Source organism: Brakhagea baltica, from assembly GCF_052161605.1.
In the GTDB taxonomy this organism is placed as follows: domain Bacteria; phylum Planctomycetota; class Planctomycetia; order Pirellulales; family Pirellulaceae; genus JBKCUI01.
Genome location: NZ_CP197409.1, coordinates 3,865,813 through 3,889,603 on the forward strand (window position 1 = coordinate 3,865,813; position 23,791 = coordinate 3,889,603).

The window sequence follows — 23,791 nt, forward strand, 5'->3', positions numbered from 1 at the left end:
GCAACAACAGCGTGAGGACGATAATCGACCGCTAAGTGTTCTTTCTGCGAATCGATTCTTACCGCAGGATGAGAAGTATCAAGAGCGAATACAGCTTGCCCACGACGGTGCGTTGGGCATGCAGGATACATTCCTTGAGGCGATACCTGTGTCGCTTCGATCGTGAAGAACGGCAACAAGCTCAACAAGGTGACCGACGGAATCAAGGCTACCACTCAAGGCCCCGCGAAAGTAAACTCAAATTGGTTCCGTAATGCCTGGGACCGCATTTTCGGAAAGACCCCATGGAGGGCAGTTACTGGTATGGTGAATCGAGCTTACTCATCACTAGCGGAGCAGCAATACGACGCGATTCGGGCACTACGACGCTCCGATATCGACTCTGTCGCCCAAAACACAGGGCTATCTGTCGCCGAGGTGACGACAATTAAGAAGCATCTGTTTTTCGGGAAGCACCAACGTTTCGCCCCAGAGGTCGGGAAAGTCATTCGTAAGCGGTTTGATGCCAATGATGAGATTGCCGAGGCGTGGTTGCGGGCCCAGAATGGACCTCTGAACGCCAGGCAACAAGAATGGTTCAGAAAACTGGCCGATCATGAATTGGCTGAGCGTACAATGATGGGACAGGGAATGCCGTTCCAGGATTTGAGTGCCTGGCAGCGAAATGGCGGACAATGGGAACACGTATTCCGCGAGGGTTTGCAGGGGGCTCATGAACTAGCCCCGCGAACACCGAAGTTTTGGCCTTTTTTTGACTAAGGATTTCTAAAAATGATCGAGTTAAACGCACAAAGTACGATCACGACCCCGATTCGTTGCAGTGGACGCGCCAGTGATGGGCCAAACAGTTCGGCACCGTTCGCGATCGTATTCGTCGAAGTTGGCCCAGCCACTGACGCATCGGCTGAGTTTACGATTGAGTACGACGACCCCGAATGTGTGAATCAGTCTGGAGCGAAATACGCAGATGACGAAGAAGTTGGATATTTCGTCGGCGGTGCCGCCAGAGGCGTGAAGGACGCGGCAGCTCACTACGAAACTCTTGGCGTCAGCCTTCGAGGGCTTCAAGCAAAAATCGTGAAGCTTATCGCACACGAGGTTGATTCAACTGAGCGAGCATTTTGGACCGCTGCGAAAAACGCAATGGCGGCTTGCTTGGTGAACATCCATAAGTAACGCCCCAGTTAGTGGAGTGCCAAGGAATTGGCAGCAGATTCGGCAGTTCTAGACCAAGGATACGGTATTCCAAGGCAACAAAGTTTTCCAACGCGATGACTTGTTCGATCCAAGCTTGATGACTTCTTGAAAGGTCAAAGGAAAGACGGTTAACGGAACATACCTTGAACGTATGATGAAAGTCCAAGCGAGAAAGAATAGAGAGATGATCAGTGGAGATGTTAAGAACGGAAAAGCCATTAATGGAAATATGCTGTTTCTAAAACGATTCTATAGGTAATCCAAGCTTGAGTTTGTTGATGCTTACTTTGATCGTGATTTCCCAAAGGCTGGCAACGCTTACCCATTTGCGATTTGCAGGTGACTCGATCGTTGTCAGTGCATTTGGGGAAAGTCTTTGGTCGTTCCAGACAAACCAAAGAAACGAGTGTGTATCCAATAGAACATTTATTCCATGTACTCGCGAAAGTCATCCAGCGGCGCATCAAAGTCATCAGCCATCCAGTGAGTCGTGCCTGCTGCAGAACCCGCCTTACACGGATAAAGTTGATCGGAAATGTCAGCTTTTTGAAGCGTCGCTATGACTTGCCCGTCATCAATGATGCGTGCCACTTCACCAGGCTTCAACTGGCTCAATATCACCTTGAGATTTGTATCGCTGCTGTTCAATAGAACGTCTGACATGATTGTACCTCCTACGCTCAATTGTACTCCCTCCAAAAGGAAACCGAAACAAAGCCAGAAGTAAAACTTGGTCTCGAAGGTGCTCCTCTTTTCTTGGCGCAAGACACATGTGCACATGGCTTAGCACGTGTTGTTTTGGAGGAAAAACGATCAAGGCCACTCGCGTAATATCCCGCACTGCATCCCCATGCGGCCCCCTCCCTTAAGATATTCACACCGCAAGAGATAAGAGAAACGCAAGAGGATCAATGATCAACTGTTTTCGAGACAACGCTTGCGACACGACTATTTCACGCTCGCCATAACTTTGACCAGTCGCATGATTCACTTATGCTGAGTGGGAACCGAAGTGCATAAGGATGATCCTGAATACCCGCTAATTCGCGTAATGCCAGGTGGATGTGCTCGGGCCTGATGCGGATACCTTTATCGGAATCCAACATCCATGACTCGGGATCGACCTTCGCAGCAAACTGCTGATCATCGGTGGCTCCTATCACCCGATTGCCACCGATACCCGAACCTAAAAACATTGCAGATCCGACCGACCAATGATCTTTGCCATTTCCCGAATTGTACTTTGGGGTTCTTCCCATTTCACTTTGCATGACGACGACCAGCTTCTCCCGAATTCCCAATTCTTCTGCCCGACGCATGGCATAGGCCACACCATCTAGCAATTCTGGGATCAATTTCAATTGATCCTGATCGTTGTTGGCATGGCTATCAAACTGACCAATGTTGAGATTGGCCGAGACACTCACTCCCGCTTTGAAACCTACCAATGCGATTTCGGCTTGCTGGTGCAACCGGTTCTTGGGCATCTCCTTAGGGATATATTCCGTAACCCTAGCAAGTGCTTTCGAATTGAGTTGCGCGCCGTATAACATGCTCTCACTACGAGCGGCACGTGGAAGTCTCGGGGACTCGCCTAATGATTCATGGTACTCCGCGAGAGTTCTTTCGACATGATCCATCACGAAAGGATCGTGGTAGGGCGACTTGCTGTTTCCGTGCACTGAGTCCGCGTTAGCGATCCTTTGCAGAGACTGCAAGTAAGGCACCCGAGACATCGCCACCAGGTTACCCGTGACAGAATAGTTTCCGAAGGTCAAGAATGCTAATGGACAATCTTGACCACGGCATGCTGCTACCAACGCCGCAAAGGTTGGATACTCGAGACTATCGAGCTTTCCGGTTGCCATATACCTCGAAGCCGGTGCATGATTATCAACTGAGTAATCTAAGCCGTTTATAGTTAAAAGCTCGCTGCCAAATTTTTCATAAAATGATTCGTTTGGCATCCCCTCCTCAGCATGGGACCGCGTGGGGGCAAAGGTGTGCGCCCCATGGGTCAGTATGTCCCCCTGGGCAAATAATCGATTTATCCCATTCACTCCCTTGGGATCCATGAGGTAGGTGGTGTCCCATCCCCCGGACGCATTGAATACCAAGTAGTATGGGCCGGCAAAACCCTCGTTGGAATCGGTAGGAGCAGCTCGGACTGATTCATGAAATCGATACGGTACTGCAAAACCTAAACCAGCTATTCCACACCATTTCAAAAATTGACGACGCATGGTGAATCCCGTTATTCGTATAAAAACTCAGGGCGTCGTAACAAATAGGTGACAACTCCCCGCCAGGCTCGGATGGTGTAGTGTGGGTCATCCGTAACCGCTTCGCCTTGTCGACACGACCAAATCTCATTCGTATCTTGAATACCATTCTCGCGTGCATCCCGTGCGATTTTCTCAAACAAATTTACCGTCCGCAGAATGTCAGAACGAAACTCCGGTGCATCTGGTTGCCCTAGGATGTGCCCATGCAGATGCACCACGGATCTTTCGATTTCGATGCGGGCCTCTGGCGTTCCAGGAACCGTATTCGCATCAATGAACGGAAAAAGCCGGCGTTGTTGCCTAGGCAGTGCAAAATCAGTCGCGACATGCTTGCACGCAATCTCATTTGACAAGATCCTTTGGATGGCCCCCATAGCTCCGCTCGGATCAGCAGCCCGCTCGGTCACCTCCTTAAGGTCGATCCCTCCGTATAACATTCCCATTTCGGCGTCGAGCTTATTCCATTTGGCTCCAAACACCGCATGGATCTTGCGTTCCAATTGCTCGGGTGTCAGCATACGAAACACCCCAATATCATCTAACTCGGCTAACCGGCATGGATCCTGCACCACGGAATGGATGCTGTCAACGCGATAGAATTCGGATAAAACGAGATCGCAAAAAACATCTTTGAGGTTGAAACCATTCTCGTAGAATCGCTGTGCAATTCGCTCGATCTCCGTTCTCTGCACGCGATAGGCGCGAAGTTTTGCTGAGTAAAGGGGATCGTTAAAGTTGGTTGGCAGTTTAAGCACCTTGCGTCCCATCAAGATATAGTAGACGTGTTCCGTCATGGTCACCGCAAATCTGGGGTCGGCTTCTATTCGCTCAGCAAACCAAGCCAATGATCGCCATCTTTCCGTCTCAGGTAAATTTTCCCCCTCGAAACCAGCACCGAACATATCGGTAAACCAGCCACCTTTTCGCTTTCCGTAAAGTGCAAAATTGGACTCGAATCGCCAATAGTCCTGATACAAACCTGCAACGGGGTCCAGCGTACGATGGCAGACAACGCAATCTGCCGCTTGCATGGTGGGGATCTCGTACTGAGCATTGATTGCTGCGGCATCGGAAACTCTAGCCGCTAATTCGAGGACGTCGACACCGAGAAAGTGCTGGTAGACAATTCGCGAACGAAGTCGATTGCGATTCGTTTCGGTCGTCGGATAGCGAGCTAGATATAGGAACGTCGTTAACAGTCCCGCATGCGGAAAAAAACCTGTCGTCGATTCTTGATCTTCCGATCGATTTCGTCCTCGAAGAGCCTTAAGCCTTACCGGTACGTACTCAAAGGGGTTGTTCGGATCTCTAAATGCCTCTCGTACCTCTTCGTAAACACCGTATCCTCTGGACGTGTAAGGCGAAACCATGATGTAGTCTGCTGTCACCAATTCCGTAAAGGGACGATCGTTTCGAACGATATAATCGATTAGCATCATTGGCTCGCGAAGCAATGCTTCACGGTAGTCATTAGCAAGCTTATATCCTGCTTGCTCGCGTTCCCTCTTGTCCGCAATATGACTAAAATCCTCGTGCTGATACCAAAGCCGACTTTGTTCAAAGTGTTCATACGACAAAGCCGTTACCTCAGCGTTATCGTCCACCGCAGTCAACAAGAAGATGTCGTTAAAACCCTCTCGCAAACGTTCGTAAAATGGCTCTTCCGACATAAGGGACATTAGCTTTTCTCGAAAAGCAAGCTCTCGATTGTGCTGGGCTGCCGATTCAAAATCTTCGATTTCTTGCAAGCTGGGAAGCCGTCCAACCAGTGACAACATCGCACGTCGTAACAGGCTTCTATCGTCTAGAAACCGCACCCCTTCCCAAAAGGGTGATCCGTTCTCCTGGCTTCGCTCTGGCGTGTGATCTTCGTGAGCGGTAATTTCTCCTCTAACATTGAAACTATGATGCAAATAGTTTTCCAGCATAACCAGTAACAGGTCATCGACGTCGAGTATGACACCACCACCGTGGGACAATTCCCCAGCCGCTTTCAGCAGAACACGCGATACCTGTCCTGTTGCTTCGCTATCTTTTGATGATGTGGCGACTTCGAGAAGCATTCGACGATTCGCGATCAGTTCTTTGTCTCGGGCTTGCCCGATAACTCTCTTCAAATCGGACAGCAAGAATCTGCTCTCCTCGGCATCTCCCCCCACGCAGTGACATGGTAGGCACTTTGGAGCCAGAATTCGATTCCAGATGCTATACTCGAACTCCTGATCGATGGGCCCTTGGCATAGGACCGGAATCACCTCAGGTTGGGGGGGAATAGTGCCTTCGTCTTGTGCTGTTTGGCAAACGCAGACAGCGTGCACGCAAACGCCTTGGTTTACAATCGTCACAACAGAACCAAGCAACGTTATTGCAGCCCAACATCGAACATGTTGATTCAGCGAGGGGGAAAATGACTGCAACACAAATATCGTCTCATTGTGCGAGTGAACTATTGCCTGGGCTAGGAATCTTGGAAGCGTACCACATGTGAGTGTAATGTGTTGCGAATGCAGGAACAAGTTTCTGAGGACACAACTGACCCGGTATTTTGGAGAGGACCAGAGTGGAGGAACGATCACGAAGGGAGGGTGCTTTGTAGTGGACGAGGCAACGAGGCCATTTGTACTGGAGACCGCTTGCTCTTATCCCAATAAGACTCCAGCGTATTACTTCCAAAATCTAAAGAATGAGTCATTCGAATGGAATGGCCCATGTTCTACCGAGACAATAATCCCGCGTTTGCATGCTGCACGTGCACTGGCATTCTTAGGTGATCCTGGAGTCCCGTATTTATTGGATGCCATTGACGATCCGACAATAGACATCGACAGCATCTACTTTGCACTTCTTGAATGCGGAATTCTGGCTGACCTATTCGAAGATGAGCTAATGGTACAGCGTTCTTCGGTCGGGGTACGAAACTGGTGGTATCACAATCGAGAGCATACGATTAACTTTCGGTCTAAACATCGGCTTGCGATCGGCCTCCCGGCAATAGAAAGAAAACCATAGCGAAGAACAAAATGGGGCAGCCCCGGGCTATCTCCCTGTCGTGGACGCTTACGTTGTGTTGGAACAAACACCGAAACGAAAAGTCCCTGCCCCCCTATCCAAATTCGATTAGCTCAACTAACCACTTTGAGCACCTTCATTCCCCTACTTCGAAATTAAACCTAAATCTAAAAGCAATCCGTAGTCATTCTCAACCGAACGATCGATTTTTAGTCCGATAGCTGGTGAAGTAAACGACATGGGCAGCATTGCAGCGCGATGATCACCAAGATCCGATCTATACTCGACGAACGTCCCCTTCCAAACGTCTTTAATCGACCCCATAACAAATGATCTTGGATTGCCTTTCTCATCGTAACTAAGCTTGATGTGGTCGCTCTTCCCTTTAAAAACACTGAGCTCTAGAAATCGCTCGTCTTTCTGATCGATTGGTCGCTCCGCATACTCAACTATTCTGAAGGTTGTTGTGTTGACAACGTACGACCTTAAGATCCAATCGTTGACAAAACTAAAAAGAACTAAATCGGAATCCAAATGCTCTGCCGACAGTGGGCGAAAGTTCTTCATAGCCTTTTCCCAATCCTCTAACGATGTTGGATTAATCCACTGCGCGAATGAAAAAAGTCCAATCGTTCGTAGATCGAGTATTCTAGGAAACGTCCTTTTATTATTCTGCGGGCGCGAAAGTACTGACCCCGTTCGCTTCGAACCTGTAATCTCATAATCGACAGTGCTTCCAAAAAGTTTTATGTCGACTACCGCAGGGTGTGAAAATGTTTCGAAAAGCCCAATACTCAGCTTACCATCTGCGCTTTGAATTTCCGCAAAGTCTTTCAAATCCTCTTCCTTTACAAGGCAGTAGTCGAATCTGTATTCCAAATCAATGTGGTTACAGAGAAAGTCCACAAAGAACGATTCTTCGGCTTTGGTTTGATCCAAATTCCGAGGCTCGAATGATTCGTTACTTAATTTACTGACGATCGGCCAATCCTTTGCTTTGAAACGTCTAAGCACCAAACGTCCTTTCACGCGCGCGTCTTGCCCCGCACGATTCAGAACTTTTGGCCAAACTGTCCTAAATGCGATCGCATTGGCTAATCCGACGGTCACGTCTTCTCTATCGAGATTTATGTAGTTGGTCTTCGCAGAGTCATCGATAAAGGGGAGTTTGTCGAAATCTTGACCGTAGGCATTAAAAAGTAATCCGAGCGAAATTACCCATACCTGAAGCATGATTTTTCGGCGAATCATCATTTCGGTTCTTATCCTTTTGTAGGAATTGTCGGGAGTATCTCCTCGTTTTTACACTCGTTCTCTGTCGATTTGAACATCGATCGGAGAAAATTCATTACAGGGCGATTGCATGAGAATTGGCGATTGAATTGTGGAGGTATAGCGAGTTCATGTCAAGAAAATTCTGTAAACGCCTAGTTTCCAAATTTTGAGGGTCCGATCGCAAGCGTTTACGAGTAGACAGACAATAGGAGCGTAATAGAACCAGCCGCATGGTGACGGGCGATGCGAAGCAAGCCTGGGATTCGCCTTTGGCGACGAGAAACAAAATAACTGGCGGAGAAGGATTGCAGGCCACTTTGTTGGTCGGTGAGGGCGCTGGAACCTTACCGTAGGTCTTGCGCCCTTACGCTACTAATGAGTTCGCGACGCGACTTAGCCTCATCACGATTGACCTTAATCGGAAACCTGAAGTCTTTTTGTCTTGTATCGGGTTTTGAGTTATAATCGACTGGTGTTTTGATGAGTCCGAAATTGGGAGTTGCGATGGAAAAACAAGATATCTCGAATCCAAATATCGATTGGGCTAGGCTGGTTCGTCACGTGGCCGCCGATCAGGTAACGATTGAGTTGGCGGATGGTACCGTTACGATTGCGCAGGTAATCCCTATAAAAAAATCCATTTCGATTCGGGACTTTGCTTCGTTGATGTCCACGTTACCGTCCTTGGGGGAAGATGCGGAATCTTTTGCAAAAGATGTCGAGACGGTACGGAATAGTTTTAAAGAAGTTATCGACCCATGGGAATCGTAGTCGATAGTGGGGTTTTTATTTTATGGGAGCGGCGTGGGCACTCTGTCGAAGCACAACTTGGGGAACTTGATCGACCTGGGTTCATTTCGGTCGCTTCTGCTTCAGAGTTGTTAGTGGGAGTGCATCGAGCAAATACGTCTGAACGGCGAGAAAGACGCAGTCGTTTCGTCGAGGGGATTTTGAATCGATTCCCAATTCTGGGTATCGATCTCCAAGTAGCTCGTATTCACGCTAAGCTTGCCGCAGAGCTTGCTCAGACAGGAACGATTATTGGTTATCAGGATCTTTGGATCGCGGCAACGGCTTTGAACTACGATCATGCCGTAATGACTACAAACGCTCGGGAGTTTTCTAGAATTCATGACTTGGAGGTTATCTCTATCGACACAACGTAGACATCTGCGTTTTGACCGAACTGAACAATAATCGACAGCTGGATGGTATCAAGTCACCAGGGATCATTCAGCCGGTGGTGGATACCGGGATTGATCGTACTCGTAAACGGGTTCTTGAAGTTGGCGACGATAGACCAAATGACTGGCGAAGAATGATTACCAGCCACTTTGTTGGTCGGTGAGGACGCTGGAACCCTACCGTAGGTCTTGCGCCCTTACGCTACTATTGGCTTCGCTTTGCGATGCGATTCTACTACTTCAGCAGCTTAGGCTCAAAGGGTCCAGCCCTTGCGATACTCTTTATGCAACAGATCATTGGCTTTGCTGGAATTGGTAACTTGGAATTTTTCAGCGTCCCAATGGATCTCTTCCCCAGCCTTGAACGCAACCACTCCCAATAACACCGCTTCGCTCAACGCTCCCGAGTATTCGAAGTTGCAGGTGGTCGGCGAACCAGTACGAATCGCTTCAAGCCACTCTTCATGATGCCCGATCGAGTCGGGAATCGTTCGTTCCGGACGAGCGTAGGTTGCGAACTTGTCATGAGGCAGCAAATGGTGTTCCCCGTAATTGGAGAGGATCATACCTTCGCTGCCAATGAACAATTGACCACCTCCCCAATTAAAGGGATTACCGTTGCGGTCTTTCAGTTCCTTCAGCTTCTCCGGTCTCTTGCCGCTGTCGTACCAAGTCACCTGAACTTCGGGCTGATCTCCTCGGGCGGGGTAGAGGTAATCCACGATAGCCCATTCTGGAGGGGTCACAGGATCGAGCTCGGTTCCTCGCGTTCGAATCTTCACTGGAGCTGTCAGATCCAACGCCCAATGTACCAAGTCCATAAAATGGCATCCGAAATCACCAAGTGACCCAGTACCAAAATCCCAGAACCTACGCCAATTAAATGGGTGAATGGATTTGCTATAAGGTCTCTCGGGAGCTGGCCCGAGCCAAAGATCCCAATTGAGATTCTTGGGGACCGTTTCTCCAGTCTGAAACTTGCCGCCAGTGTACTGTGCGCCGGCCCAAACGTGCACTTCTTTGATGGGGCCGATGGCTCCAGCTCGGATCAATTCCACGACGCGTCGATAGTTCCCCCCGGCATGAATTTGTGTACCCATCTGGGTGGCTTCACCCGTTTGCTTGGCAAGTTCTCGCAGGACTCTCGTCTCATGAACGGTGTGTGTTAAAGGCTTTTCGCAGTACACTGCCTTTTTCATGCGGAGAGCCATGGCTGCGGCTGGGGCATGCGTATGATCGGGAGTTCCTACTAGCACGCCATCGATTCGTTCCGATTCTTTCTCCAGCATGATGCGAAAGTCTTGGTAGCGGTTCGCATCCGGATAGGCTTGTCCACCTTTCTCGAGCAAATCGCTATCAACGTCGGCGATGGCAATAATGTTTTGGGATCGGCAGCCAGAAATATTTTCCCCCGCGCGGCCCGTGGCCCCAACAGCTACCAAGTTTAGTTTCTCGTTCGGTGAAGTTGATGCTTTCGCTGGTGACGGATTGACGTGATATCCAACTAATGCGGCCGAAGATGCCGCAGCAGTGGTCGATAGAAATCGTCTTCGATTGGGTTGGAGTGGTAGGTGGTTCATAGTAACCCGTTTCTGTAAGGAGGGAGAGTTGGTCTCGAATACGACCTGGACGCGGCCCCTCAGTATAAACGAATTTTTTAGTCACTCACCATGCCAACCGATTCGACGGTAGTATCTCGAGAAATCTCGTTGTAGCTAAGAATTTTTGCTAGGGGCAAGTTTTCGCTGGTCATTTGGCGCAGCGGAACGCGAATTTTGGGGCTCACTAGTACGCAAAGCGGGCGGCTTTGTTGTTCCAATTTCTTAAGCTGTTCCGCAATCTTCTGACAGGTTTTGTTGACGACATCGGGGGACATTCGCAGGAAAACTCCCCGCTCCGTTTGTTCGGCCCCGGCTGCGATTCTATCCTCCAAGGCTGGGTCGAGCGTGATGACCTTTAGGACTCCGTTGCTATCGCGGAATCGATGTGAGATCGTCCTAGCTAATCGATGGCGAACGTATTCGGTAAGCCAAATAGGATCCTTGACTCGATGTGCGAAATCCCCAAGCGTTTCTAGAATCACTCCAAGCTGTCTGATGGGTATATCTTCCTTGAGAAGGTTCTGCAGTACTTGTTGCACCTCGGAAAGCTTCATCAGACCTGGGATCAACTCCTCCACAACGGTCGGGGTTGTTTTCTTGAGCTGATCAACCAACTGCTTCGTGACTTCCCTGGTGAGCAATTCCTCGGCATGTCTTCGAGCCGTTTCTTGTACGTGCGTTGCCACCACAGCACCGCATTCGGCAACTTGATAGCCGTAAACCTCCGCGTGTTGTCTCAACCGAGGGTCGATCCAGAAGGCACGTTTTCCAAAGGCTGGATCGGTCGTCTCTTCGCCTTCGATGGGACCGAGCGTCAACCCTGTGTCGATGGCTAGGAGTCTATCTGTTCGAACCATCCCAGTCGCGATACGATTCCCGTTCAAGGAAAGCTCGTAGGAGTATTCCGGTAAGCTCATCCGATCTTTGATTCGCACCATGGGGAGCAGAATACCCATCTCGCTAGCCAGAGTTGCTCGCACCGTCGAGATACGCTTCATCAAATCGCCACCACGGTTGGGATCGGCTAGGACAATCAGTTTCGCTCCAAGTTCCAATCGCATTGGATCGACCTCCAAGAAGTCCTCCGCCTTCTTCTCGGGTGGAGCCTCTTTCTTGACAGACGATTCGGCTTGTTTCTTTTGCTTCTCTTCTTGTGCCACTTGATATTTGGTTTGTTTCAACATCATCACTGCTAAACCAATGCAACCGAGTCCCATGGTTAGCAGGGGCATGGTAGGCAGTGCGGTAAAGATGAGCAGTAGTAGAAAACCACCTGAGATAAACAGAGCTTCGGGCTTGGAAAATATCTGCTTAAGGAATTCCCCAGAGAAGTTGCTCTTCTGGGCGCTTCGAGTTGTTAAAAGAGCCGCAGCCAAAGAAATCAAGAATGCGGGAACTTGACTTACCAATCCGTCCCCAATGGTCAGCTTAGAGTAAATCGAAGCTGCTTGTGCGAGGCTCATGTCTGCATACATGTAACCCATGTAGAGGCCACCGAACAGATTTATCAGCGTGATTGCGATACCGGCGATCGCATCCCCTCGAACGAACTTCGAAGCACCGTCCATGGCTCCGTAAAAGTCTGCTTGCTTAGAGACTTCTTCGCGGCGCTTCTGGGCTTCTTTTTCGTCGATAGCTCCGGCACTCAAGTCAGCATCGATGGCCATTTGTTTACCCGGCATTCCATCCAAGGCGAACCGTGCAGCCACTTCACCGATCCGCGATGCACCTTTCGTGATCACGATAAAATTGATCAAGAAGATGATCACAAATAGGATGATCCCGACTTCGAGCGAGTCACCCGAGACGAATTCGCCGAATGCTCGAATCACTCCACCGGCAGCTTCCAGTCCGTCATCCTTTGTCCGAGTGAGAATGAGACGAGTGGTAGCGAGGTTTAGGACCAGCCGAGACAATGTGGTCGCCACTAGCATGGCTGGGAAGATGTTGAAGTCCATGGGCGATTTGGCATAGATGGTCGTCAACAGAACCACCACCCCGATGGCAATGTTCGCTGAAAGCATGATATCCAGCAAGGAGGGTGGCAGCGGAACCAGAATGACTACGAGACACCCGATAATTCCTAGCGGAAGAATCGCATCCTTGTAGTTCTGCCATAATCGCATCCATCCGTCCATCTATCAGCCATCGCCCCGTACTTGAGAAAATCTCGAGAGAAAAGGGAAAGTAGCCGTAAAACCTGCCGGATGTCTATATCGTTTAGTCGCGAAACTACGGTAATCTACATTGTTGGAACATCGCAACACTTGTAAAGAATTCGCTAGCATTACCTGCTCACGGAATGTCATCACCAGAGTCTGTCATTAATAGTTATCCTGAGTGGGCGCCACGGTTTTGGCATGGCATGCAATCCAAAACGTGGTTCTCCTACCTCATCAAGAATCGCTTTCGCGTCAGTTGGAAACGAATGCACGTTGCTTTAGGGGTCAGTGCGTTCATGCCGTTTTCCGATCTACTAGCGTTGTCACACTACTTGCTTTTTAATCGGGCTATCGAACGCACTGCCTTGGCTGGCCCCCCCGTTTTCGTTTTGGGGCATTGGCGGAGCGGAACCACTCTTCTGCACGAATATCTCGGCTTGGATAATCGATTCGCTTCACCGACCACCTTTCAGTGCTTCGCTCCCGCTCACTTTCTGCTTACCGAAGCGTTGGTGACACGATTTGGCGGCTGGTTGCTTCCCGACAAACGACCGATGGACAACATGAAAGCCGGTTGGAGTCTGCCTCAGGAAGACGAATTCGCGCTGATGAACCTCGGTGCCCCAACGCTTTACGCAAGAATGATGTTCCCCCAAAACGGCTTTGTCGACGAAAACACGCTGGCCGATGCCGAGTTCACCGCTGAACAGCGTCGCAGATGGAAGTACTTGATGACCTGGTTCATGAAGGCTCTGACCTACAAAACGGGAAAGCCTCTAATCCTGAAGAGTCCACCTCATACCGGGCGGATCGGCTTATTGCGAGAACTGTTTCCCGACGCCAAGTATATTCACATAGTCCGCGACCCCAGAAGCTTGTTTCCTTCGACAATGAAACTCTGGCGTTCCTTAGATCAGGTTCAAGGCTTGCAGGCTATGATCGCTGACGAGGAGTTGGAGCCTTTTGTATTCCGGTCATTGCGTCGTATGTACAACTCCTTTGATAAGGGTCGTAGCGGACTAACCGACTCACAAATCATAGATGTCAAATATGAGGATCTAGCCAAAGATCCACTAACTGTCGTCTCCAGCATCTATCGTCAACTAGACCTGGGTAAGTTCGAACCTATCGAAAATAGAATTGTCGCTAGAACGCAGTCGGCGAGTGAATACAAAACGAACCGCTTCCAACAAAACCCCGAGTTGGAGGAGCGTGTACTCACCGAATGGAATGACTATGCAACTCGTTATGGATACCATTAACTCATGCGTTTTGATTTCTCCGATTTATCACCTCAATCGTGCTACAAGTTGTTGGTCTCGCTCGTAGTTCCCAGGCCCATAGCGTGGGTCTCTACCTGCAATGAGAATGGCTCCTTTAATCTTGCACCGTTTAGCTTCTTCAATGCGATTGGTTCCGATCCTGCTCTCATCGTCATGGGAATTGGCGATCACCCTGACCGGCCCAAAGACACGGCCGTCAATATCGAAAGGAGTCAGGAGTTTGTTGTGAATCTGGTACCCGAAAGCCTCGCTCAAGCCATGAGCGACTCCGCGACCGATTTTCCACCTCATATTTCGGAAATTGAAGCGTTGGGCTTGACTACAGCGGAATCAAAGCTCGTAAAGCCTCCCCGCATCGTCGGCTCACCCGCTGCCCTAGAATGTCGACTGGAGAGGATTCTTAACATCGGAGCCAATCGCATTGTCTTTGGCGAGGTTGTTTCCGTATGGATTGACGACCGATACGTACTTAATCAGGACAAAATGCACTTGGACAGCCCAGCGCTCCAATTGATTGGTCGTATGGGGGGAGCCGGGGGATACACCACGACGAGCGGCTACTTTCAAATTGATCGAAAAAAGTACCCTAGCTAGTTAATCTAGCCGCTACTCTTCTCGTGCCTATCTTTTTCCGTGGTTCTGGGTTCGAGGATTTGCTTAACAAGCATGTGGAAGCGAACTAATTCTGGAATACTACTCACTTCCAGCTTTCTTAGAATCCTTGACCGACGCGCTTCTACTGTTCTAACCGCTAGAGATAAGTTCTTGGCAATTACTTTGTTCATAAGCCCTTGAGAAACATACTCAACCACGTCAATTTCGGCAGGTGATAGCTTCCGCCAGCGTTCGAGCAATGTCGTTTCGGTAATTCCGAGTGTATGACTCACCAAACTTTCATCGCTAACAAATCGGGGTTCATCGACTCTTATTCCTACGCCAATCACACCAACGACATGCCCTCCAGCGATGATAATTTGTCGCCTTAGTTCGACTTGGACATGTACACCTGCGTATCCCAACTCGCAACAGTTACGAAGCGTTTCACCTGGATTGCTAAGGAACTCATTTTCGTCCTTTATCGATTGATTCAGACGATGGTCTGTCAACAGACTGTGGAATGACAAACTCGTATCATGAGGTAATCTACCGCCAAAAACCGCCTGCATCGAGCCGCTTCTGTAGATCAGCTGTCGCTTTACATCATACGTAAAGGCAAAAAAATCGCTGCTCGGAGAATCAAAAAAATCCATTAGGACCGACTGGGGTGAGGTCAACAGAACCTTGGTGTGACCGTCAAGAGAAGTTAAAGGCTGATCGCTGCACATGAAAACCTCTGCTACCTTAACCAACGCTTGGATCAGGGCAGCCCTTAGTGGAAATGGATTCGAACTTTACGAGCCACTACTCGCAGAGTCAATCAGAAAGCCTGCATTTTATTGCTTTTCCATCTCCTGTCCCGTTGAGATTCCCGACGAATCCATTAGGTACTCACCACTTTCTGGGATGAATTCCCTTGGGAACGTTACGCCGGAACGGTGGTCTATCAACCCAACGGGCATATCGGTGGAGATATAGTTAGGCATTCCTGGTTGAAACCTTTTTCCAGCGAACCTTGTTCCTCGATAGATAGATCCTTGCTGTATTGGACCAATACCAAGGAACCAAGTATCTCGAGCATTACTACCAGCTTGTGCGATCCCCGTCTGGTAGATAGGTTCGCGTGTCTCTCTGTCATAAGCGAAGACAGCTACCTTTGTGGCAGCACTCTTAATTTCACGCTTAGCCAGAGACAACTCCGGTATGGCGGGCAAACTTCCAGTTCCCCCCACCACCGCCGACGCACTGGATAGAAAATTGTTCGCGGGTAGACCGTACGTTACGCTGTGACCATCGATACCTATGGCTCCACAGCGTGCTTCGCAAATCACATCTGCCGTGTCTTTCGTATCAACCAACAAACACCCTGCCGCAGTCATCTGCTGACGAATGGCACTGATGATGTAGTCGGAGTTGACATTGGTATTGTGCATAGGAGGCATCGCCGACTGCTTTCCCATGGCTGTAATATAGGTCGTGTCTAAAAACACCTTAGCCCCACATAACGGTCTGAAATCCAGCTTACCGACCGCTCCGTCAACCGCGTCGGACATGAGCAACTGCTCCGTTGCGGTAAAAACCTTGGTACTTCCACAACCCGTTAGAAAAATCGACAACAAAAGCAAGACCACAAGGGTGAACCTTTGTGTTTTCCTGATCCCGTGGGAGTATTGAGCAAAATGGATTCTAAGTTGGCTCATGGACTTTCAAACGCTGCGAATGGGCGAAGCGAAGAATAACCAATCCCCCCATCTTCCGAAATACCGATCAGGAAAGCTGGGCAAGCTAGCCTTACGACTCCTAATGGCTTCGAGCTTAAGCCGGGCCGCTAAAAATGCTAGCCAATGATGGTGGGCTTCGAAATATCTCCTGGCCTCATTTTGCCTCATCTTCAGCACTTTTCGGAAACCAACTGTTATACTCATCCCACCAACGCGTTCCCTTCAAAGGTATGATCTTCGCAGGGTCGGAGCTTTTTAGCTTTTCAGACAGCTTCTCCTTGCTGAGAATTTCAACCTCAAGCTTGTACTCGCATACGTTTTTGCCTTCTTTACTAGAGAGAGCAAACTGATATGGCACGTCAAGATCGTCCAATTTTTTCCACTTTGTTAATGTGACATGCTTAGCAGAAGGATCAATCGCCAGCAGCTCCGGGATCACGACTTCACTGCGTACGGGAAGCTCATCGCCGTCGGAGAAATCAATCAACTCTCGCACTCCGTTGCCGTCCCCACCCCACGTTTCTCGGCGTTGTCCGTTGGGCAAGACGATAGAATCAATTAGCTTTCGTTTCCGTATCACACTTTTGATAAGTGCGCTCATATCAGTCCGTTTTCCAGCTACTGAACTGGCACCGGTGAGTGCCAATGCGTGAGGATGGAATTGTGGTAGATGACTTGCGGCTATTATCTTTTCTTCCTCGGTCGAACTAGGAGACACGTCTACGTCATAATCTCTGGAAGGGCGATAGAACTTCCTCCAAAATTTTTTTTGATAGGTCAACTCCTCCTTCCAAAGAGGAAACGGATACAATTCCGGTTCTTCTTCCTTCATCGCGACATAGCGGAAATTTCGAGAATGAGAAACCATGACGACTCCCGTTACTATCTGAAGTCGTTCGTGAAGACGAGGATCTTCTAAATCTGGCGATTCAAACCAAATTTCGCCGCGATATCGATAAGCGTAGTCTCTATCGTAGTAATCCTCGTACTTCATCAGGTAGGCGGCGAGAAGTGAGTTGAAATCATCTCCCGTTCCCACCTGCCCAGCAAACAACCAAATCAATGTAACGAATAGCATAACATCTCTCCGAATTCGACGAGCGACAGATGAACAGCCCGTTCGAATACCCCGTCCGCGAAATCCACTTTCAGCTCAAGCACAACTGTTGAGCCAGCAGAAAAGTCCGCGCTATCCACCTTTGCTCCAACGCAACCGCAACTGCTTCCGACATCTCTTATAGTGATATCCTGCGCAGTTTTGTTTACGAGCTCTATGGCGAAGGGAATTCTTTTTCCAGATTCGAACACCCCAAGATCGAGTTTTGCGGAGCTTAAAGAATCGGAGATTTCCAGTTTCTTACGCGAGGATCGAATCACTGTTTCTTCAACAGAAGTACCCGGCCCGAGTGTGACCGCATTCGTTAAATGTTCTCTTCTATCACAGCCAACGATCACACCGCATAGCAGAAGAATCGCAGAACGATAGGGCATAGGGCATAGGGCATAGGGCACCTTGATCTAGAAATTAGAATTCTTCACCGTTCCCCAAGTTCTAAGCGATTTCGTAAACGAGTCAAGAAAATTCCAAAAAGAAATTTGAAAAGTTGTGATGGGGCTACAGAGAACGAAAGTAACCATTGCCTATTCAAGTTGCCGCTCTTCGTATCTGGTATCGCCCAGCGGCTTCTTCCGTCCCCAATACTCGGAAAGCAATTTGCTTCTGGGTAGTTCGAGTGACTGCACGTTCCTCTTTCACGCTCGAGAGCTGCTAGGAACCGACTTACTCGCTCAGCCAAAAGCGAGCGGGTAAATTTAGTTCTTTTGCCCTTTTCGGCCAAATAGCCATGAAACTATTTGGTTGTCAAACTATCAGCATTAGCTAGCGATTTGTCGGTAAGCCTCGTAGGCCCCTATCCCTACCGACACAGAAAGGTTGAGACTTCTCACCGGGCCGATCATCGGCAAAGAAACGCACTGGCTTTCGTACTGGGAACGAATGGACTGCGGTAACCCGCTGGTCTCGCTGCCAAACAGTAGCCAATCGCCCCGTTGATATTGAACCGACGTATAGTTGGTCGTCCCAAACTTGGTGAACAACCACAATCTGGTTTCATCCAAGTAGGGCAGTAGATGTTGCCACGAGTCAACCGCTTGCCAATTGAGATGCTGCCAGTAGTCTAAACCGGCTCGCTGAACCTGTTTCTCGTCGATTCGAAATCCAGTTGGTCTGACGATCCAAAGCTTGGCATTCAACGAGACGCAAGTTCTACCTATGTTTCCCGTATTCTGAGGTATCTCGGGCTGAAATAGGACGATGTTCAACGTGGGTTCCGAACTCAATCGCTACCCCGTGATATTTTTGAGCATGTCGTTGAAGCCAGGAATCAGTTCTGCTCCTCCCGTTAAATCGCGAATGGCTGAAACATGCAATTCTTTCGCCTTGCGATTGGCTTCATTCATGGCTTCTGTCACTAATCGCTGCGTTAGCTCCTGATGCCCGGATTCTAACAACGTCGTCGAGATACTCGTGTTTACGACAACACCCAGCCCTGACATCTCGACATGGACGGTACCGAGAATGTCGTAGCTCGATCCATAGACCCTGGCTACTTCTAATTTTTCCTGCATCACTTGAACCTGCGGCCCTAATTGGGACAGGTTCTTCATGGCACTCGCAAACTGCGTGATATTCTTAAACATAAAGAGACTTAGTCTTTAATCTTCGATGAAACGATAACGACCGGGCATAGGTACGACGACTTCTGGAGCTTCTCCCCAGGCCATACTATCTGGCCCCAGCTTCATGTCGCTTTCCATCGCATCCTTCCAAGTAATCACTTGTCCGGAGTAAGCTGCCTCTCTACCCATAATGGCCATGAGCGTACTCTTGCTCATGTAGTCGCCATTGTTCAAGCCTTCTCCTCGGCGAATGGAATTCATCAATGCTACGTGCTCGAGTTCGTACATGCTAGGTTTCTTTCCTTCGTATCTCCAGTTGGTCTCACCTTTGATAGAGTTCGCTAATACCTTTGCGGTCCCTTTGGTTCCAAATACATAGTCCTCGGTCTCGCTAAAGCATTCCGACATTTGTCTTGTGGCGGCAAAACAACGAGTACCATCTTCCCATTCGTAGACGATCGAAAAGTGGTCATAGATGTCGCCAAACTTAGGGTCGGTTCTTACTTGGCGACCTCCCATGCCATAGCACTTCACTGGTGGCACGTCGTTGTGCAACCACATAGCCTTGTCCAGCGAGTGGATAAATTGCTCAACGATATGATCACCGCTCAACCACTTGTAATAAAGCCAGTTGAGGACTTGATTGTGCATCGGTGTCCACTCGGGCTTGGGAACTCGCGACCAGAGGGTTCCAGTCAAATAGTTTTCTTGGATCGTGACGATCTCACCGATGGCTCCTGAAAAAATCTGCTCCATCGTCGCCTTGACACCCAAGTCATATCGCCAACACAAACCAGATACGACACTCAGTCCTTTTTCTTTGGCCATTTCACAAGCGGCCATAACTCGGCGAACACCTACTGGGTCGACGGCGACTGGCTTTTCGCAAAACACGTGCTTCCCGGCTTTGACCGCAGCCTCCATCTGAGCTGGCCGGAATCCTGGTGGTGTGGCCAACAAAACGACATCGATGTCCGTTGCCAATATTTGGTCCAAGCATTCCCAACCAGAAAAGCTCTGGTCGTCTGTTACCGCATATTGATCTCCCAAGGACTTACTTAGATTTCTCTTCCCATCGTTCATGCGTTCGTAAAATACGTCTGCAATGGCCGTCAATCGACAGCCGGGATCGGCAGTCATCGCGTCCTTGGCTGCTCCGCTTCCTCGCCCACCACAACCGATTAGCCCGACCTTGATAATGTCGCTTCCCGCCGCATGGGCCGACCTAGCCAAGAAAGCGGAGTTGCTGACAGCGGCTGCTCCTCCGACAACTGCTGTCGATTTCAAAAAGGATCGGCGATCGGCTGCTTTGGGTGTAGATTCGGTCGAAGAGTTGGACTGTTGCGAGGTTGGAACTTTATCCATGATCTGTAATTCTCGATAGGAGGGAGGAAAGCGGTGGGATTAAAGGCTACAAAATTCCTTCAAATGTTCTATTCTTTGGTGTTTCGGCAAAGCTTGTCTCACTCGGTTATAACTCAAGCCAACTCATATGCAACAAGACAGCGGAAGCGAAGGGGACGATTTTCCTCTTTTAGACGACCAAATCGATCTCGATGACATGCCCGAAATGCGGGGTCGCTATTTCCGCGACGAAGACGAAGGCTCGTTTCGTGAGTGGATCTCCGGTGCCCCAAAAGTTGAACTAGAGATCGGCTCTGGCAAAGGTCTATTTCTGCTCAATCAGTGTCATGAACGACCGAACATACGATTTGTGGGTTTGGAATTGGCCGCCAAATACGCTTGGGATTGCCAGTCCAAGGTCGAAAGGCAAAACCTAACCAACGTCCGTTTCTACGCTTGCAATGCCGTCGCCGTGATCGATCAAGACGTTCCGGATGCCAGCATCGACGCTGTTCATGTCTACTTCCCTGACCCTTGGTGGAAGGCCAAGCATAAGAAGCGCCGCGTCCTCAACGAACAGAGCCTCCAGAACATCGAACGTATTCTCAAGCCCAATGGTGAACTCCACTTTTGGACCGACGTTCTAGACTACTACGAACTAACCCTCGAATTGATCGATCAAGTGACCACACTCGATGGCCCGTTTTTTGTTGACACTCCCGAAGCGAAACACGATATGGATTATCGTACCCACTTTGAGCGACGTACGCGAAGGAACGGGTTGCCCGTTTATCGCAGCCGCTATAGCAAACGACCTTCTTAGAAGATTTCTTACCACCGCGTTAAAAACGCTTTTTCGTAGAGCTCTACTCCCCGATTCAATTGCTCCAAGCTTATCCACTCGTCACATCGGTGAGCTTGCTGAATGCTACCAGGTCCACAAACCACCATTCGATTCAAGCGTTGTAGAACTCCTGCGTCCGTAGCGTAACACACCGAATAAGATTTCGCTTGCCCGGCTAGTTCTAGCATCTTCGCTACAAAGCTGCTGCTTGGATCCACCCCCCAGGGGCGAGCCGAATACTTCGTTCGGTACTCCAAGCCGAATTGCTCGGTGATCTTTCTAATCTCCGCCAGAAGTGGTTGATGGTCGACGGCTGGCATCGCCCGGAAAAAGTTGTTTAGCTTGGCCATCGATGTGGTGACGTTCACCGCTTCTGGTTCGTTGCTAATGGTCATATTCCACGACAGGGTGGGTGGATCAAAATCTTTATCGTGGTACTGCGAGCTTTCCTCAGAATGGTTTCTTAGCTCTAGCAGCCGGTTCAAGGCTGGGATTAGCTTGTAGTTCGCGTTCACTCCTCCGTTGGTACTGGTGTGGGCACTAACACCTTTGGCGACTATGGCAAAGCTTTCTGCTCCCTTGTGGGCATGGATAACCTGCAATTCTGTAGGTTCACCAACAATGCCCATCGTGTCGTTCTCGACCATCTCCTCAAAAAGCTTGGAGTGACTGTTCACGTAGGAAGCTCCTCGCATGCCTACCTCTTCGTCGCTCGTAACCACGAAATACAGTGGTTGCTCGCTCGATACGTTCTCCGCTGCCGTAATCGCAGCGGCTAGCGAGCCTTTCATATCGCAGGTACCTCGCCCGTAGAGCCTCGAGTCTCGTTCCGTCCCTTCAAAGGCTCCGCAGAAATCCGGCTCCCAGTCCTCCGCCGGGACCACATCGGTGTGCGCTAGATACGCCACGCCACCTGTCCCTTGGCCTCTCTTGGCTACGACGCAAACCTTGGGGACCTTCTGATCATCGTCATAGGTCAACCATTCAATAGAAAACCCGATCTTGGATAGGGTGTCGGCCACGAATTGACTCACCTCGACGTTGCTTCGGTCGCTAACCGTGGGAAAACTCACCAATCGCTGAGTCAGTTCTATGGCCCGGTTTAATCTTTGTGACATATATCCTGGTCTTCGGAATCTATTTTTCTTAAGCTAAATGTGCCCCTAACCGCCTACTTGCTGGCGGTCACTTCCTTGGTTCTTGGGAAAAACCTCGGTTTGTTCATTCTATCGACCGCCCGGTCTGCTGTCCTGACCATTCCTATTGCGGTATCCTTAGCGGTAACGATTCCTTTAACTCGAGGCTCAACCATGAACAATATGCGTCAAGTCATTTCGCTCATCCTCGGCGGCGGCCGCGGTACTCGATTATTCCCCCTTACCAAAATCCGAGCCAAACCAGCAGTTCCCCTGGCCGGAAAGTATCGACTCATCGACATTCCTATCAGTAATTGCTTGCACAGCGGCATTAATCAAATTTATGTTGTTACGCAATTTTTGAGCGTTTCTTTACACCAGCACATTCGTCAGACCTACCGTTTTGACAATTTCAGTGGTGGTTTCGTCGAGCTTTTGGCTGCCCAGCAGACGATGGAGGGTGGGACCGAATGGTTCGAGGGAACCGCGGATGCTGTTCGCAAGAACCTTCGTTACTTCGACGAAAAAGACTGCAAGTACGTCTTAATTCTCAGCGGAGACCAGCTATACCGCATGGACTACGCCAAGATGCTCGAAACCCATATTCAGACCAATGCTGATGTCACCATTGCTGCTAAGCCGGTCGCTCGCTCGGAGGCTCATGCTTTGGGCGTTATGCGTTGCGACGACACCGGTCGTGTTACAGGCTTTCTAGAAAAGCCCAAGACCAATGAAGAAATCGATATGGTGGCTACCGAGCCTTCCTGGATCGATGCTCGTGGCATCAAAGCTCAAGGCCGGGACTGTCTGGCCAGCATGGGCCTTTACATCTTCAACAAAGAACTGCTCTTCGACGTTCTCAACAAAACCAACTACAGCGACTTTGGCAAAGAAGTTTTCCCTGCGGCTATTCGTTCTCGCAATGTTCAGGTTCACCTCTACGATGATTACTGGGAAGACATCGGGACGATCAAGGCTTTCTATGACGCGAATCTTTCGCTAAGCCAAAACTCGCCTCCTTTCAACTTGTTTGATGCCGATAGGCCAGTTTTTAGCCGCGCTCGATTCCTGCCCCCATCGGTCGTCGACGGTGCACACATTTCCAATTCCCTCTTGGCTGACGGTTGCCGCATTGGAAAAGGGACCCGAATCGAGAACAGCGTCATCGGCCTGCGATGCATTATCGGAGAAGGGGTCACGATCAAGAACAGCATCGTCATGGGAAGTGACTACCTAGAAGCCGACGAAGACGTAGCCAAGCTTATCGCCGAAGGAAAAGTCCCTTGTGGAATCGGAGCGGGGAGCTTGATTGACGGCGCTATCCTGGACAAAAACTGTCGCATAGGTCGTCACGTCCAAGTCACCAATCGCTTGAGCATAACGGAATCGGATGAATTCGATCCATGCTACATCCGAGATGGAATTCCTATCGTCTCGAAAGATGCGACTCTGTCCGATGGTTGGACCATGTGAG

At 49.6% G+C, this 23,791-nt stretch carries 23 protein-coding genes; 9 read left to right on the forward strand and 14 right to left on the reverse strand.

Annotation, left to right across the window (positions count from 1 at the left end):
• The first annotated feature begins 162 nt into the window (after window positions 1–162).
• Entirely contained in the window at window positions 163–759 is a 597-nt protein-coding gene (locus SH449x_RS14800) for a hypothetical protein (protein ID WP_482376845.1), read from the forward strand.
• 12 nt (window positions 760–771) lie between these two features.
• Window positions 772–1,176, forward strand: coding sequence for a hypothetical protein (locus tag SH449x_RS14805; RefSeq protein ID WP_482376846.1), 405 nt, complete (start codon window positions 772–774; stop codon window positions 1,174–1,176).
• Window positions 1,177–1,623: 447 nt separating this feature from the next.
• On the opposite strand, the gene SH449x_RS14810 is transcribed toward SH449x_RS14805, so the two are convergent.
• The 3 genes from SH449x_RS14810 to SH449x_RS14820 form a co-directional block, all read right to left on the reverse strand.
• The gene (locus SH449x_RS14810) at window positions 1,624–1,860 is read right to left on the reverse strand and encodes a type II toxin-antitoxin system Phd/YefM family antitoxin (protein WP_482376847.1); all 237 of its coding nucleotides are present in this window, start codon (window positions 1,858–1,860) and stop codon (window positions 1,624–1,626) included.
• A 290-nt stretch (window positions 1,861–2,150) separates the two neighbouring features.
• A complete protein-coding gene (locus SH449x_RS14815) occupies window positions 2,151–3,440 on the reverse strand; it encodes a DUF1501 domain-containing protein (RefSeq protein ID WP_482376848.1) in 1,290 nt (429 codons plus the stop codon).
• An 11-nt stretch (window positions 3,441–3,451) separates the two neighbouring features.
• Entirely contained in the window at window positions 3,452–5,902 is a 2,451-nt protein-coding gene (locus tag SH449x_RS14820) for a hypothetical protein (protein ID WP_482376849.1), read from the reverse strand.
• 175 nt (window positions 5,903–6,077) lie between these two features.
• Between SH449x_RS14820 and SH449x_RS14825 the strand changes: the two genes are divergently transcribed.
• The gene (locus SH449x_RS14825) at window positions 6,078–6,491 is read left to right on the forward strand and encodes a hypothetical protein (protein ID WP_482376850.1); all 414 of its coding nucleotides are present in this window, start codon (window positions 6,078–6,080) and stop codon (window positions 6,489–6,491) included.
• A gap of 144 nt (window positions 6,492–6,635) precedes the next feature.
• Here SH449x_RS14825 and SH449x_RS14830 read toward each other — a convergent pair whose 3' ends face one another.
• On the reverse strand, window positions 6,636–7,745 hold the full coding sequence (locus tag SH449x_RS14830) for a hypothetical protein (RefSeq protein ID WP_482376851.1): 1,110 nt from the start codon (window positions 7,743–7,745) through the stop codon (window positions 6,636–6,638).
• A 501-nt stretch (window positions 7,746–8,246) separates the two neighbouring features.
• Between SH449x_RS14830 and SH449x_RS14835 the strand changes: the two genes are divergently transcribed.
• A complete protein-coding gene (locus SH449x_RS14835) occupies window positions 8,247–8,537 on the forward strand; it encodes a hypothetical protein (protein WP_482376852.1) in 291 nt (96 codons plus the stop codon).
• Window positions 8,525–8,932 carry a PIN domain-containing protein gene (locus tag SH449x_RS14840; protein ID WP_482376853.1) on the forward strand — a complete coding sequence of 136 codons (408 nt, stop codon included), beginning with the start codon at window positions 8,525–8,527 and terminating at the stop codon, window positions 8,930–8,932. Before SH449x_RS14835 ends, SH449x_RS14840 begins: the two co-directional genes overlap by 13 nt.
• Before the next feature lie 272 nt (window positions 8,933–9,204).
• On the opposite strand, the gene SH449x_RS14845 is transcribed toward SH449x_RS14840, so the two are convergent.
• Entirely contained in the window at window positions 9,205–10,530 is a 1,326-nt protein-coding gene (locus tag SH449x_RS14845) for a Gfo/Idh/MocA family protein (protein WP_482376854.1), read from the reverse strand.
• Window positions 10,531–10,607: 77 nt separating this feature from the next.
• Window positions 10,608–12,677, reverse strand: a complete 2,070-nt coding sequence (gene flhA, locus SH449x_RS14850; RefSeq protein ID WP_482376855.1) for a flagellar biosynthesis protein FlhA — start codon at window positions 12,675–12,677, stop codon at window positions 10,608–10,610.
• Window positions 12,678–12,916: 239 nt separating this feature from the next.
• Here flhA and SH449x_RS14855 point away from each other — a divergent pair, with 239 nt between their 5' ends.
• Window positions 12,917–13,975, forward strand: a complete 1,059-nt coding sequence (locus SH449x_RS14855; RefSeq protein ID WP_482376856.1) for a sulfotransferase family protein — start codon at window positions 12,917–12,919, stop codon at window positions 13,973–13,975.
• A gap of 3 nt (window positions 13,976–13,978) precedes the next feature.
• Window positions 13,979–14,590 carry a flavin reductase family protein gene (locus tag SH449x_RS14860; protein WP_482376857.1) on the forward strand — a complete coding sequence of 204 codons (612 nt, stop codon included), beginning with the start codon at window positions 13,979–13,981 and terminating at the stop codon, window positions 14,588–14,590.
• 5 nt (window positions 14,591–14,595) lie between these two features.
• Here the strand turns inward: SH449x_RS14860 and SH449x_RS14865 are convergent, their stop codons facing one another.
• The 7 genes from SH449x_RS14865 to SH449x_RS14895 form a co-directional block, all read right to left on the reverse strand.
• Window positions 14,596–15,321, reverse strand: a complete 726-nt coding sequence (locus SH449x_RS14865) for a LuxR C-terminal-related transcriptional regulator (RefSeq protein WP_482376858.1) — start codon at window positions 15,319–15,321, stop codon at window positions 14,596–14,598.
• A gap of 108 nt (window positions 15,322–15,429) precedes the next feature.
• Window positions 15,430–16,293: a DUF6655 family protein gene (locus tag SH449x_RS14870; protein WP_482376859.1), complete on the reverse strand. Its 864-nt coding sequence runs from the start codon at window positions 16,291–16,293 to the stop codon at window positions 15,430–15,432.
• A 175-nt stretch (window positions 16,294–16,468) separates the two neighbouring features.
• Window positions 16,469–17,392 carry a hypothetical protein gene (locus SH449x_RS14875; protein WP_482376860.1) on the reverse strand — a complete coding sequence of 308 codons (924 nt, stop codon included), beginning with the start codon at window positions 17,390–17,392 and terminating at the stop codon, window positions 16,469–16,471.
• Window positions 17,374–17,805, reverse strand: a complete 432-nt coding sequence (locus SH449x_RS14880) for a DUF1573 domain-containing protein (RefSeq protein ID WP_482376861.1) — start codon at window positions 17,803–17,805, stop codon at window positions 17,374–17,376. The genes SH449x_RS14875 and SH449x_RS14880 overlap by 19 nt, the downstream gene beginning before the upstream one ends.
• Before the next feature lie 384 nt (window positions 17,806–18,189).
• Window positions 18,190–18,654, reverse strand: coding sequence for a tRNA (cytidine(34)-2'-O)-methyltransferase (locus tag SH449x_RS14885; protein ID WP_482376862.1), 465 nt, complete (start codon window positions 18,652–18,654; stop codon window positions 18,190–18,192).
• A 3-nt stretch (window positions 18,655–18,657) separates the two neighbouring features.
• On the reverse strand, window positions 18,658–19,014 hold the full coding sequence (locus tag SH449x_RS14890) for a YbaB/EbfC family nucleoid-associated protein (RefSeq protein ID WP_482376863.1): 357 nt from the start codon (window positions 19,012–19,014) through the stop codon (window positions 18,658–18,660).
• A 15-nt stretch (window positions 19,015–19,029) separates the two neighbouring features.
• Window positions 19,030–20,358 (reverse strand): Gfo/Idh/MocA family oxidoreductase, encoded by a 1,329-nt coding sequence (locus SH449x_RS14895; protein WP_482376864.1) that lies wholly within the window; start codon window positions 20,356–20,358, stop codon window positions 19,030–19,032.
• Window positions 20,359–20,485: 127 nt separating this feature from the next.
• Here SH449x_RS14895 and trmB point away from each other — a divergent pair, with 127 nt between their 5' ends.
• Window positions 20,486–21,160, forward strand: coding sequence for a tRNA (guanosine(46)-N7)-methyltransferase TrmB (gene trmB, locus SH449x_RS14900; RefSeq protein WP_482376865.1), 675 nt, complete (start codon window positions 20,486–20,488; stop codon window positions 21,158–21,160).
• A gap of 8 nt (window positions 21,161–21,168) precedes the next feature.
• Here trmB and SH449x_RS14905 read toward each other — a convergent pair whose 3' ends face one another.
• Window positions 21,169–22,299, reverse strand: coding sequence for a M20/M25/M40 family metallo-hydrolase (locus tag SH449x_RS14905; RefSeq protein ID WP_482376866.1), 1,131 nt, complete (start codon window positions 22,297–22,299; stop codon window positions 21,169–21,171).
• Window positions 22,300–22,338: 39 nt separating this feature from the next.
• Here SH449x_RS14905 and SH449x_RS14910 point away from each other — a divergent pair, with 39 nt between their 5' ends.
• Window positions 22,339–23,790: a glucose-1-phosphate adenylyltransferase gene (locus tag SH449x_RS14910; RefSeq protein WP_482376867.1), complete on the forward strand. Its 1,452-nt coding sequence runs from the start codon at window positions 22,339–22,341 to the stop codon at window positions 23,788–23,790.
• The last annotated feature ends 1 nt before the right edge of the window (window position 23,791 follow it).